Raw genomic sequence first — 13,060 nt, 5'->3', positions numbered from 1 at the left:
GGCAATTTACGAAATTTAATTCGCATTGCGTCAGATAAGAGATGCTTATGGGAATGTGACGGAGATCGCGGGATTTGTTGCCCTCACCCTGCCCTCTCCCCAAAGGGGAGAGGGTGTTCAAATTCCCTCTCCCCTCTGGAGAGAGGGTTAGGGTGAGGGGCATTTTTTAATGCCAGCAGAAGTGATGCACGACCTGGGTAATCAGTTCGCGGGTGGGCTTGATGAAGCGGGTTTCCAGGTATTCATCCGGCTGGTGCGCCTGGTTGATGGAGCCTGGGCCAAGTACCAGCGTCGGGCACAGCGTCTGAATAAACGGCGCTTCGGTGCAGTAGTTCACCACGTCGGTTTTCTCGCCGAGCAGTTTTTCCACCACTTCAACCAGCTGATGATCCGGTGGACATTCATAACCCGGGATCGGTGGATGCAGTTCAGACACCGTCAGGCGGCCAGGCCAGCGTTCACTCACCGGGGCCAGCGCTTCGGTCAGCAAGCCGTCGAGATCGCTTAGCGTCATGCCCGGCAGCGGACGGATATCCATGTGCAGCTCACAGCAGGCGCAGATACGGTTAGAGGCATCGCCACCGTGCAGGCTACCGAGGTTCAGCGTTGGATACGGCACGGTGAAGGCATCGTAGTGATACCGCTCTTTCAGTTCGTCGCGTAGAGTCATGATGCGGCCGATGGCGTCGTGCATCAGTTCAATGGCGTTCACGCCACGCGCCGGATCGCTGGAGTGGCCAGACTGGCCCATCACGCGCACTGCCGTGGAGATATGGCCTTTATGCGCACGGATCGGTTGTAATGACGTAGGCTCACCGATGATGGCGCAATCCGGGCGAATCGATGTGTTTTCTGAGAAGTAACGCGCCCCCGCCATGCTGGTCTCTTCATCGGCGGTCGCCAGAATGTAGAGCGGCTTTTTCAGTTTTGTCACGTCCACGTCACGCAGCGCGTCAAGGATAAAGGCGAAGAAGCCTTTCATGTCGGCGGTGCCAAGGCCGTAAAGCTTGTTGTCATGCTCGGTCAGGGTAAACGGGTCGCGGGTCCAGCGGCCATCGTCAAACGGCACCGTGTCGGTATGACCGGCCAGCAGCAGTCCGCCTGCGCCGTGTCCGGTGCTGGCGAGCAGGTTAAATTTATGGCGTGTTCCAGGTACGGGCTGAACCTCAACGTTAAAGCCAAGATCGCTAAACCAACCCGCCAGCAGATTGATTAAAGACTCATTGCTCTGATCCAGCGCTTCTTCGGTCGCGCTGATGGAGGGTGTGGCAATCAGGGCGCGGTAAATCTCGATAAATGGCGGTAAGTTCATTTTCATTGTTGACACACCTTAGGTCGTGATAGTATCAATATTCATGCAATAAATGTGAATAAAAATACATTAACGTTGAGCATAAAGGAACCCGATGTTGAATACGCTGATTGTAGGCGCTAGCGGTTATGCGGGCGCAGAGCTTGTAAGCTACGTGAATCGCCATCCACATATGACCATAACCGCTTTGACCGTGTCAGCGCAAAGCAATGATGCAGGAAAGTTAATTTCCGATTTGCATCCGCAGCTTAGGGGCATTGTCGATCTGCCGCTGCAGCCGATGTCTGACATCAGCGAGTTCACTGACGGCGTCGACGTGGTGTTTTTGGCCACCGCGCACGAGGTCAGTCACGACCTGGCGCCGCAATTCCTGGCGGCCGGTTGCGTGGTGTTCGACCTCTCCGGCGCGTTCCGTGTTAACGACGGCGCGTTCTACGAAAAATATTATGGCTTTACCCATCAGCACCCGGACCTGCTTGCAAAAGCCGTGTATGGGCTGGCGGAGTGGAGCGCAGACAAGCTGAAAGAAGCGGATCTGATTGCCGTGCCGGGCTGCTACCCGACGGCCGCACAGCTTTCTCTGAAGCCGCTGATCGACGCAGGCCTGCTGGATCTGAACCAGTGGCCGGTGATCAACGCCACCAGTGGTGTCAGCGGTGCCGGACGCAAGGCTGCTATTTCTAACAGCTTCTGTGAAGTCAGCCTGCAGCCGTATGGCGTGTTTAATCACCGCCATCATCCGGAAATCACTACCCATCTGGGGGCCAATGTCATCTTTACACCGCACCTGGGCAGCTTCCCGCGTGGGATCCTCGAAACCATTACCTGCCGCCTGAAACCGGGCGTGACCAAAGACCAGGTGAGCGAGGCCTTTACTCAGGCGTATGCGGATAAACCGCTGGTGCGTCTCTACGACAAAGGCGTGCCCGCGCTGAAAAACGTGGTTGGCCTGCCGTTCTGCGACATCGGCTATGCCGTGCAGGGCGAGCATCTGATCGTGGTGGCAGCAGAAGATAACTTACTCAAAGGCGCTGCCGCTCAGGCAATGCAGTGTGCAAATATTCGTTTCGGTTTCCCGGAAACGCAGGCTCTTATTTAAGGTGTGATGATGAACCCATTAATTATCAAACTCGGTGGTGTACTGCTGGACAGCGAAGAAGCGCTGGAGCGTCTGTTTACCGCGCTGGTTAACTATCGCGAATCACACCAGCGTCCGCTGGTGATTGTGCACGGCGGCGGCTGCGTAGTGGATGAGCTGATGAAAGGGCTCAACCTGCCGGTGAAAAAGAAAAACGGCCTGCGCGTGACGCCTGCCGACCAGATTGACATCATCACCGGTGCGCTGGCAGGTACGGCGAATAAGACTCTGTTGTCCTGGGCGAAGAAACACCACATTGCCTCCGTTGGCCTCTATCTGGGCGACGGTGACAGCGTAAAAGTGACCCAGCTCGATGAAGAACTCGGCCACGTTGGACTGGCGCAGCCAGGTTCGCCTAAGCTGATTAACACGCTGCTGGAAGGCGGTTTCCTGCCGGTGGTGAGCTCTATCGGGGTGACCGAAGAGGGTGAGCTGATGAACGTGAATGCGGACCAGGCGGCGACGGCACTGGCGGCAACGCTGGGCGCGGACCTGATCCTGCTCTCCGATGTGAGCGGTATTCTGGACGGCAAAGGCCAGCGCATTGCGGAAATGACCGCGGCAAAAGCCGAACAGCTGATCGCCCAGGGCATTATTACCGACGGGATGATCGTCAAAGTGAATGCCGCGCTGGATGCCGCCCGTACGCTCGGTCGACCGGTGGATATCGCCTCCTGGCGTCACGCGGAGCAGCTTCCGGCGCTGTTTAACGGCACGCCGATTGGCACGCGTATTCTTGCGTAATCGATTTAATGTTTTGTAGGCCCGGTAAGCGCAGCGCCACCGGGCAATGAAATTCAAAGATATTAAGGAAGCATGTTATGGCACTTTGGGGTGGGCGTTTTACACAGGCAGCGGATCAACGGTTCAAACAGTTCAACGACTCTTTGCGCTTCGACTATCGCCTGGCCGAACAGGATATCGTCGGCTCTGTGGCCTGGTCCAAAGCGCTGGTGACGGTAGGCGTGCTGACCGCAGAGGAACAGCTGCAACTGGAAGAGGCGCTCAATAATCTGCTGGAAGAAGTGCGTCTGGATCCGCAGCAAATCCTGCAAAGCGATGCCGAAGATATTCACAGCTGGGTAGAAGGCAAACTGATCGACAAAGTTGGCCAGCTGGGTAAAAAGCTGCACACCGGCCGTAGCCGTAACGACCAGGTCGCGACCGATCTGAAACTGTGGTGTAAAGATACCGTCGCGGAGCTGCTGGCGGCTAACCGTCAGCTGCAGAGCGCGCTGGTGGAAACGGCACAGAACAACCAGGACGCGGTGATGCCGGGTTATACCCATTTGCAGCGTGCGCAGCCGGTGACCTTTGCGCACTGGTGTCTGGCCTATGTCGAGATGCTGGCGCGTGACGAAAGCCGCCTGCAGGATACCCTGAAGCGCCTGGACGTCAGCCCGCTGGGCAGCGGTGCGCTGGCGGGTACGGCATATGAAATTGACCGCGAGCAGCTGGCAGGCTGGCTGGGCTTCGCCTCTGCCACCCGTAACAGCCTGGACAGCGTCTCTGACCGTGACCACGTGCTGGAACTGCTGTCGAATGCCTCTATCGGCATGGTCCACCTGTCTCGTTTTGCCGAAGACCTGATCTTCTTTAACTCTGGCGAAGCTGGGTTTGTTGAGCTGTCTGACCGTGTGACATCCGGCTCTTCCCTGATGCCGCAGAAGAAAAACCCGGATGCGCTGGAGCTGATCCGCGGTAAGTGTGGCCGCGTGCAGGGCGCGCTGACCGGCATGATGATGACCCTGAAAGGGCTGCCGCTGGCGTACAACAAAGATATGCAGGAAGACAAAGAAGGGCTGTTCGACGCGCTCGACACCTGGCTGGACTGCCTGCATATGGGCGCGCTGGTGCTGGACGGCATTCAGGTGAAGCGTCCGCGTTGCCAGGAAGCGGCGCAGCAGGGTTATGCAAACGCGACCGAACTGGCGGATTACCTGGTGGCGAAAGGGGTACCGTTCCGTGAAGCACACCATATTGTGGGCGAAGCGGTCGTGGAAGCGATTCGTCAGGGGAAACCGCTGGAAGATCTGGCGCTTGCCGATCTGCAGAAATTCAGTGCGGTGATCGGGGAGGATGTGTATCCGATTCTTTCGTTGCAGTCATGTCTGGATAAGCGTGCGGCGAAAGGTGGAGTCTCGCCGAAGCAGGTGGCGCAGGCGATTGCGGACGCGAAAAACCGGTTGGTTTGATTTGTGCGGGCTGGTGCCCTCACCCCGGCCCTCTCCCACAGGGAGAGGGAGCAAACACTAAAAATGGCAACTTCGGTTGCCATTTTGCTTTTACCCCCGGGCTTTTTTACGCAAAAAAAATGCGGACCACGGGGTCCGCAAAAGTTCACGTTGGCTTTAGTTGTTCGAGTTTTGAGAGAAACTCGCTGACGGTGCGGGGACGTCAAGGGTCAAACACGTGCCGCCTCGTCTATGTGGTGTATTATTCAACAGAATGCTTGATAGGGATAATCGTTCGTTGCTATGCTATCTATCGCCATGAACTATCGTGGCGACGGAGGATGAATAATGAATATTCGTGATCTTGAATACCTGGTAGCGTTAGCCGAGCATCGCCACTTTCGCCGTGCGGCAGATTCCTGCCACGTCAGCCAGCCTACGCTGAGCGGTCAGATCCGCAAGCTGGAAGATGAGCTGGGCGTGATGCTGCTGGAGCGCACCAGTCGTAAAGTGCTGTTCACTCAGGCGGGTTTGCTGCTGGTGGATCAGGCGCGCACCGTGCTGCGCGAGGTCAAAGTGCTCAAGGAAATGGCAAGTCAGCAAGGGGAGACCATGTCCGGCCCGCTGCATATTGGCCTGATCCCAACCGTTGGTCCGTACCTTCTGCCGCACATCATTCCGATGCTGCACCAGACGTTCCCGAAACTCGAAATGTATCTGCATGAAGCGCAAACCCATCAGCTGCTGGCACAGTTAGATAGCGGCAAACTCGACTGCGCCATTCTGGCGCTGGTAAAAGAGAGCGAAGCCTTTATCGAAGTGCCGCTGTTTGACGAGCCGATGATGCTGGCGATCTACGAAGATCACCCGTGGGCGAACCGCGATCGTGTTCCGATGGCCGATCTGGCCGGTGAAAAGCTGCTGATGCTGGAAGATGGCCACTGCCTGCGCGATCAGGCGATGGGCTTCTGTTTTGAAGCGGGAGCGGATGAAGATACCCATTTCCGCGCAACCAGCCTGGAAACGCTGCGTAATATGGTGGCGGCGGGAAGTGGTATTACGTTGCTGCCTGCGCTGGCCGTGCCGCGCGAGCGTAAACGTGATGGTGTGGTTTACCTGCCGTGCATTAAACCAGAGCCACGTCGTACTATAGGTCTGGTTTATCGTCCGGGGTCACCGCTGCGCAGCCGCTATGAGCAGCTGGCAGAGGCCATCCGTGGTGCGATGGATGGCCATTTTGACAACGCGTTAAAACAGGCGGTTTAAACCGTTCAGCGCGGCAACCCGATAGGCTTCCGCCATGGTCGGGTAGTTAAAGGTGGTGTTAACGAAGTACTCAATGGTGTTACCGCCACCTTTTTGCTCCATTATCGCCTGGCCGATATGAATGATTTCCGCCGCGCGTTCACCAAAGCAGTGAATACCGAGGATCTCTTTCGTCTCGCGATGGAACAGGATCTTCAGCGTTCCCACGCTCATGCCAACAATTTGTGCCCGTGCCAGATGTTTAAACTGGGCGCGACCCACCTCGTAAGGCACCTTCATGGAGGTCAGCTGCTGCTCGGTTTTCCCCACGGAGCTGATTTCCGGAATGGTGTAAATCCCCGTTGGAATGTCTTCGATCAGATGCGCCGTCGCTTCGCCTTTTACCAGCGCCTGCGCCGCAATGCGCCCCTGGTCATAGGCCGCGGAAGCGAGGCTCGGATAACCAATCACGTCACCGACCGCGTAAACGTGCGGCAGGGCAGTCTGGTACATGCTGTTAACCTTTAACTGACCACGGCTGTCCGTCTCCAGACCGATGTTTTCCAGCGCCAGTGAATCGGTGTTACCGGTACGGCCGTTGGCATACAGCAGGCAGTCGGCTTTCAGCTTTTTGCCAGACTTCAGATGCATGATCACGCCGTCGTCGCAGCCTTCGATCTTCTCGTACTCTTCGTTGTGGCGAATCACCACACCGCTGTTCCAGAAGTGGTAGGAGAGCGAGTCTGACATCTCCTGATCCAGGAAAGCCAGCAGGCGGTCGCGGGTGTTAATCAGATCAACTTTGACATCCATTCCGCGGAAGATAGACGCATATTCACACCCGATCACCCCCGCGCCATAGATAATCACATGGCGTGGTTCATGGTGCAGGCTGAGGATGGAATCGCTGTCGTAAATGCGTGGGTGTGAGAAATCCACGTCTGCCGGATGATACGGGCGGGAACCACAGGCGATAACAAATTTTTCAGCGGTGAGGGTTTCAACCGAACCGTCGTGACACTCCAGCGCCAGCGTATGTTCATCCACAAAATGCGCGTTACCCTGAAGTATTTCGCAGTGATTACGCTCGTAAAAACCCTGACGCATGCGTGTCTGCTGGTTAATAACGGTATCTGCATGATTCAGGATATCGGCAAAAGAGGAACGAAGAAGTCGGGAGTGGTCGCTGTAAAGAGGGTTCTGGTTAAATTCAATAATGCGGCTAACGGCGTGGCGGAGGGCTTTGGAAGGGATGGTGCCCCAGTGGGTGCAACCGCCGCCAACATTATGGTAGCGCTCAATGACCGCTACTCTGGCTCCCTGTTTTACCAGACCCATAGCAGCGCCTTCGCCGCCGGGGCCGGAACCAATAACTATTGCGTCGTAATCGTAGGAATGTGGCATGGCAAGGCTTACCTGTTCTTATACATAAAAGCAACAGAATCATAACATCATTGCCAGGGTAACCCAATTATCGTTGTGCTTTTTTCCGGCAGTGGAGCACAAAGCGCGCGTAAACAATCATTCACAAAGCCAGGTAAACAGATTAATTTTATTCTCTGGTATAGTGCCATCAGACCTTTGGAAGGATTCAACTATCGTGATGGGCGTAAGAGCACAACAAAAAGAGAAAACCCGGCGTTCGCTGGTGGAAGCTGCATTCAGTCAACTGAGTGCTGAGCGGAGTTTTGCCAGTTTGAGCCTGCGTGAAGTCGCACGCGAGGCCGGGATTGCGCCAACGTCCTTCTATCGCCATTTCCGTGATGTGGATGAACTGGGTCTGACCATGGTCGACGAGAGTGGGCTCATGCTGCGCCAGTTGATGCGCCAGGCGCGGCAGCGTATCGCGAAAGGCGGTAGCGTTATCCGTACCTCCGTGTCGACCTTTATGGAATTTATCGGCAATAACCCCAACGCGTTTCGCCTGTTGCTGCGCGAGCGTTCAGGGACGTCAGCGGCATTTCGTGCCGCTGTCGCGCGTGAAATTCAGCATTTCATTGCGGAACTTGCCGACTATCTTGAACTCGAAAACCATATGCCGCGTGCGTTCACCGAAGCACAGGCTGAAGCAATGGTGACGATTGTTTTCAGTGCAGGTGCCGAAGCGCTGGATGTCAGCATTGAACAACGTAAGCAACTCGAAGAGCGACTGGTATTGCAGCTCAGGATGATCTCCAAAGGTGCGTACTACTGGTATCGCCGTGAACAAGAGAAACTGGCACATCAAACCGAAGAGTGAAGGTGAGTAATGAAACAGTCAGGTCAGGATAAAGGGACGCTGTTGCTGGCATTGATCGCTGGCTTATCCATTAATGGTACGTTTGCCGCTATTTTTAGCTCCATCGTACCCTTCTCGATTTTCCCGCTTATCGCCCTGGTGCTGACGGTTTACTGCCTGCACCAGCGTTATTTGAACCGCACCATGCCGGTGGGGTTACCGGGCCTGGCCGCTGCCTGCTTTATTCTGGGTGTGTTGCTGTACAGCACGGTGGTGCGCGCAGAGTATCCGGATATCGGCTCTAACTTCTTCCCTGCTGTTCTGTCTGTGGCGCTGGTGTTCTGGATTGGCTCTCGCATGCGCAGCCGTAAGAGCCAGTTGCCGGAGTAAGGAATTATTTGTAGGGCAGGTAAGCGAAGCGCCACCTGCCAAAAACGCCGGATGGCGCTACGCTTATCCGGCCTACAGATCACCGTGCGGTAAGTAAAACACCGCACTCCATATGGTGCGTATACGGGAACTGATCGAACAGCGCCAGACGTTCAACCTTGTGCGTCTGGCTTAATGTTTCCAGGTTTTTGCACAGCGTTTCCGGGTTACAGGAAATGTACAAAATACGCGGGTATGCCTGCACCATCTTCTCGGTTTCGCTGTCCAGGCCACTGCGCGGCGGATCGACAAAAATCGTCTCGCACTGATAGCTCTTCAGATCGATCCCCTCAAGACGGTTAAATTCGCGCACGCCGTTCATGGCCTGTGTAAATTCTTCTGCTGCCATACGAATAATCTGCACGTTGTCGATATGGTTGGCGGCAATGTTGTACTGCGCGGCCGCAACGGACGGTTTGGCAATTTCCGTTGCCAGTACGCGCTCGAAATTGCGCGCCAGTGCCAGCGAGAAGTTGCCATTCCCACAGTACAGCTCAAGCAGATCGCCCTTTGACCCTTCGGTCGCTTTCAGCGCCCACTCCAGCATTTGCACGTTCAACGCCGCGTTAGGTTGGGTGAAGCTGTTCTCTACCTGACGGTAAACCATCTCTTTTCCTGCCACCGACAGGCGCTCATCGATGTAATCCTGATCCAGCATGATTTTGGTTTTTGTCGCGCGGCCAATCAGGTGAACGTTGATGTTTTGCGCCCGCAGCGCATCGCGCAGCGCTTCTGCCTGCTCGCGCCACTCGTCGTTAAGCGCCTTGTGGTACAGCAGAGAGACAATGGCCTGATTGCTTTGGGTGGTCAGGTAGTCAATCTGGAACAGCTTATGGCGCAGCACCGGGTTGTTGCGCACACCGTCAATCATCAGAGTCATGAGCTGGTTAATCAGCTCACTCGCCGCCGGGAAGCTGTTGACCCGGATACGGGATTTAGTCTGCTGATCGAAGATGATGTGATACAGGTCGTCGCCATCGTGCCAGATGCGGAACTCGGCACGCATACGGTAGTGGCTGACCGGTGAACGAAACACCTCAGGAACGGGCGCGTTGAAAGGCGTCATCATACTTTGCAGGCGGACAACTTTCTCTGCCAGCTGTGCGTCGTACTGTTCTGTCGGGAGGTGTTCGGGGGTCATGATGCGTCCTGAGTGATAAAGAATTACGCGGGGATTGTAGGGATTGTGCAGTGGATGTCCAGATTTAATGGCTAATAGCTATCTGGACATCTATACGTGTCTAATTGTAGCATTCTGTTTCCGGTCTCCTGAGAGTGAAAAGGGAATCCAGTGTAAATCTGGAGCTGACGCGCAGCGGTAAAGACTGGCGGGATGAGAGTTGCAGACACTGTGAAAATGGGAAGTCTTCATCCACAAACGCCACCCAGCCCGAAGACCTGCCGGGATCACGTCGCATTTGGTTTCATCATCGCGTGCTATAGATGAGGCCTGCGGCATCCTTCTTATATTGTGGATGCTTTAACAATGATTAAAAAAGTATCGCTGTTAACGGCGTTGTCCGTTACGGCATTTTCGGGCTGGGCGCAGGATAGCGCTGACTCGTTGGTGGTGACAGCAAATCGTTTTGAACAACCGGCAAAAACAGTTCTGGCACCGACGTCCGTGGTGACGCGTGAAGATATTGAGCGCTGGCAGGCAAAGAGCGTTGTGGAGATTATGTCACGTCTGCCGGGCGTAGATATCGCGCAAAGCGGTGGCCTGGGTGCCACCTCTTCTACCTTTATTCGCGGCACTGAATCCCGTCATGTTCTGGTCCTGATTGACGGTGTACCGTTGAACAGCGCCGGGATTAGCAATGTTCCCGATCTGAGCCAAATCCCAACCTCGCTGATTCAGCGAATCGAATACGTCCGTGGCCCGCGTTCTGCGCTGTATGGCTCCGACGCGATTGGCGGCGTGATTAACATCATCACCGGGCGTGATAAGCCGGGTGCGGAAATCTCAGCGGGCGTCGGCTCTAAGGGCTACCAGACCTATGATGGCGCTTTCCAGCAGGTGCTGAATAAAACCAAAATCACTATGGCGGGTAACTACACCTATACCCGCGGCTTTGATATTGCTGCCCAGGATGCGCCGCGCCAGCCTGACCGCGATGGTTTTATGAGTAAATCGTTGTACGGCTCCGTGGAACAGCAAATTACCGACAGCGTGAGCGGGTTCTTCCGTGGCTTTGGTTATGACAACCGCACTGCGTATGACGGTTACGATCATTACGACGCCAATTTTATGGTGGATGGACGACCTGATACTCGCCAGCTTTACAGCCAGAACTGGGATACCGGTTTGCGTTACAGCCAGGGGATTTTCCAGTCACAGCTGGTGGCGGGTTACGGCCGCAGTAAAGATCAGAACTATGATCCGAAGAAAGGGCGCTACGCTGATTCCGCAACCATGGATGACGTGAAGCAGTACACCACCCAATGGCTCAACACTATAGAAGTTGGCCATGGCAATATCGGTGCAGGCCTGGACTGGCAAAAGCAGAAGACGCAGGCCGGGACCGGTTACCTGGAAAAAGGTTACGAGCAACGTAATACCGGTGTGTTCGCGTCTGCGATGCAGCAGTTCAACAGCGTGACGCTGGAAGCGGCGGCGCGTAATGACGACAACTCCAACTTTGGCAACCATGGCACGTGGCAAACCAGCGCAGCGTGGGAGTTTGTGGATGGCTATCGTGTGATTGCCTCCTACGGCACCGCTTTTAAAGCACCGACGATGAGCCAGATCCACAGCGCTTCTTACGGCAATCCGGACCTTAAACCGGAGGAGAGTAAACAGTGGGAAGGGGGCTTTGAAGGCCTGACGGGACCGGTCAACTGGCGTATCACCGGTTATCGTAATGATATTGATAACCTGATTAGCAGCGATCCGCATACGTATCGGTACTACAACGTTGACGAAGCGCGTATTAAAGGTGTGGAAGCGACGGCACAGTTCGAAACTGGACCGGTTGGACACCAGATCTCCTATGATTATGTTGACCCGCGTAACGCCAAAACTCATGAAGTGCTGGCCCGTCGTTCTAAGCAGCAGGTTAAGTATCAGCTTGACTGGCAGGTATGGGATCTCGACTGGAACCTCGCTTACCGTTACCTCGGCACCCGCTATGATGTCGCGATCGATCCAGACACTTATGCGTCAGAACGCGTGAAAATGGGCGGGGTAAGCCTGTGGGATGTCGCAGTTTCATATCCTGTCACCTCTCACCTTACAGTTCGTGGTAAAATAGCCAACCTGTTCGATAAAGATTACGAGACAGTTTATGGCTACCAAACTGCAGGACGGGAATACACCTTGTCTGGCAGCTACACCTTCTAATCCGCGTCCCACCGTGCTGGTATTTGATTCCGGCGTCGGTGGGCTTTCGGTCTATGATGAGATTCGGCATCTCCTGCCGGATCTCCATTATATTTACGCCTTCGATAACGTCGCTTTCCCTTATGGGGAGAAGAGCGAGGACTTTATTGTTGAGCGTGTCGTTGAAATCGTCACCGCGGTACAGCAGCGTTATCCCCTGGCGCTGGCGGTCATCGCCTGTAATACGGCAAGCACGGTATCGCTGCCAGCCTTGCGCGCAAAATTTCAGTTCCCGGTTGTGGGCGTGGTTCCCGCAATAAAGCCTGCTGCGCGCCTGACTGCGAATGGTATTGTGGGTCTGCTGGCTACGCGCGGCACGGTGAAGCGTCCTTATACGCGTGAATTGATCGATCGTTTTGCCAATGAATGTCAGATCGCGATGCTCGGTTCGGCAGAGCTGGTGGAGATGGCTGAAGCGAAGCTGCATGGCAAGACGGTGCCACTTGAGGAGCTGCGTCGTATTCTTCGCCCGTGGCTGCGTATGCCGGAACCGCCGGATACCGTCGTACTGGGCTGCACTCATTTCCCGCTCTTACAGGAAGAATTGTTAGAAGTACTGCCGGAGGGGACGCGTCTGGTGGATTCCGGTGCGGCTATTGCCCGTCGTACTGCCTGGCTGCTGGAACATGAAGCGCCGGATGCCAAATCTGCCGATGCGAATATCGCTTTTTGTATGGCACTAACAAACGAGACTGAACAACTTTTACCCGTTTTGCGCCGTTATGGGTTTGAAACGCTCGAAAAACTCGCGCTGTAGCACGGTTTTGAGCAAAAAAGAGACGGTTGAACGTTTTTTTTTAAAGAGGGGTTGTCAACGTCTGAGAACTCCCTATAATGCGCCTCCACTGACACGGAACAACGGCTTGCAAGCCGCCGGGTTAGCGGGGTTCAGAGATGAATGCCGACAGAGAAAAGTGAAAATAATCACTTGACTCTGAATGAGGAAAACGTATTATACGGGACCTCGCAACGGTGAGCGAAAGCCGCGTTGCACTGCTCTTTAACAATTTATCAGACAATCTGTGTGGGCACTCAAAGTGACATGGATTCTTAACGTCGCAAGACGAAAAATGAATACCAAGTCTCAACGAGTGAACACGTAATTCATTACGAAGTTTAATTCATTGAGCATCAAACTTTTAAATTGAAGAGTTTGATCATGGCT

At 54.8% G+C, this 13,060-nt stretch carries 11 protein-coding genes and 1 riboswitch; of the genes, 8 read left to right on the top strand and 3 right to left on the bottom strand.

All coding sequences use genetic code 11. The features are described 5' to 3' along the window. Nucleotides 1–166: 166 nt before the first annotated feature. Nucleotides 167–1,318, bottom strand: a complete 1,152-nt coding sequence (gene argE, locus AC2FAK_RS19380; protein WP_013099301.1) for an acetylornithine deacetylase — start codon at nucleotides 1,316–1,318, stop codon at nucleotides 167–169. Nucleotides 1,319–1,406: 88 nt separating this feature from the next. Between argE and argC the strand changes: the two genes are divergently transcribed. From argC to oxyR, 4 genes are all read left to right on the top strand, one after another. After that, nucleotides 1,407–2,411 carry an N-acetyl-gamma-glutamyl-phosphate reductase gene (argC, locus tag AC2FAK_RS19375; RefSeq protein ID WP_095455559.1) on the top strand — a complete coding sequence of 335 codons (1,005 nt, stop codon included), beginning with the start codon at nucleotides 1,407–1,409 and terminating at the stop codon, nucleotides 2,409–2,411. A gap of 6 nt (nucleotides 2,412–2,417) precedes the next feature. Continuing rightward, nucleotides 2,418–3,194: an acetylglutamate kinase gene (argB, locus tag AC2FAK_RS19370; protein WP_020686923.1), complete on the top strand. Its 777-nt coding sequence runs from the start codon at nucleotides 2,418–2,420 to the stop codon at nucleotides 3,192–3,194. 77 nt (nucleotides 3,195–3,271) lie between these two features. Further along, nucleotides 3,272–4,645 (top strand): argininosuccinate lyase, encoded by a 1,374-nt coding sequence (gene argH, locus AC2FAK_RS19365; RefSeq protein ID WP_095455558.1) that lies wholly within the window; start codon nucleotides 3,272–3,274, stop codon nucleotides 4,643–4,645. Nucleotides 4,646–4,972: 327 nt separating this feature from the next. After that, entirely contained in the window at nucleotides 4,973–5,890 is a 918-nt protein-coding gene (gene oxyR / locus AC2FAK_RS19360) for a DNA-binding transcriptional regulator OxyR (protein ID WP_014833742.1), read from the top strand. Here oxyR and sthA read toward each other — a convergent pair. Beyond that, nucleotides 5,873–7,273 carry a Si-specific NAD(P)(+) transhydrogenase gene (gene sthA / locus AC2FAK_RS19355; protein WP_014833741.1) on the bottom strand — a complete coding sequence of 467 codons (1,401 nt, stop codon included), beginning with the start codon at nucleotides 7,271–7,273 and terminating at the stop codon, nucleotides 5,873–5,875. The genes oxyR and sthA overlap by 18 nt on opposite strands. Nucleotides 7,274–7,469: 196 nt before the next feature. Between sthA and fabR the strand changes: the two genes are divergently transcribed. Together fabR and AC2FAK_RS19345 are read left to right on the top strand one after the other, a co-directional pair. Beyond that, nucleotides 7,470–8,108: an HTH-type transcriptional repressor FabR gene (gene fabR / locus AC2FAK_RS19350; RefSeq protein ID WP_008501784.1), complete on the top strand. Its 639-nt coding sequence runs from the start codon at nucleotides 7,470–7,472 to the stop codon at nucleotides 8,106–8,108. Nucleotides 8,109–8,117: 9 nt separating this feature from the next. Continuing rightward, nucleotides 8,118–8,477: a YijD family membrane protein gene (locus AC2FAK_RS19345; RefSeq protein WP_008501783.1), complete on the top strand. Its 360-nt coding sequence runs from the start codon at nucleotides 8,118–8,120 to the stop codon at nucleotides 8,475–8,477. A gap of 79 nt (nucleotides 8,478–8,556) precedes the next feature. Here the strand turns inward: AC2FAK_RS19345 and trmA are convergent, their stop codons facing one another. Beyond that, a complete protein-coding gene (trmA, locus tag AC2FAK_RS19340) occupies nucleotides 8,557–9,657 on the bottom strand; it encodes a tRNA (uridine(54)-C5)-methyltransferase TrmA (RefSeq protein WP_095455557.1) in 1,101 nt (366 codons plus the stop codon). Nucleotides 9,658–9,761: 104 nt separating this feature from the next. Further along, nucleotides 9,762–9,936, top strand: a riboswitch (cobalamin riboswitch). A 66-nt stretch (nucleotides 9,937–10,002) separates the two neighbouring features. Between trmA and btuB the strand changes: the two genes are divergently transcribed. Continuing rightward, on the top strand, nucleotides 10,003–11,856 hold the full coding sequence (gene btuB, locus AC2FAK_RS19335; protein WP_020686926.1) for a TonB-dependent vitamin B12 receptor BtuB: 1,854 nt from the start codon (nucleotides 10,003–10,005) through the stop codon (nucleotides 11,854–11,856). Then, nucleotides 11,801–12,652 carry a glutamate racemase gene (gene murI / locus AC2FAK_RS19330; RefSeq protein ID WP_032618543.1) on the top strand — a complete coding sequence of 284 codons (852 nt, stop codon included), beginning with the start codon at nucleotides 11,801–11,803 and terminating at the stop codon, nucleotides 12,650–12,652. Before btuB ends, murI begins: the two co-directional genes overlap by 56 nt. Nucleotides 12,653–13,060 lie beyond the last annotated feature (408 nt).

This window comes from Enterobacter cloacae complex sp. 394F7 (assembly GCF_057320385.1).
The sequence above is the reverse complement of the archived record's forward strand: the minus strand, read 5'-3'. Positions and strand labels throughout refer to the sequence as shown.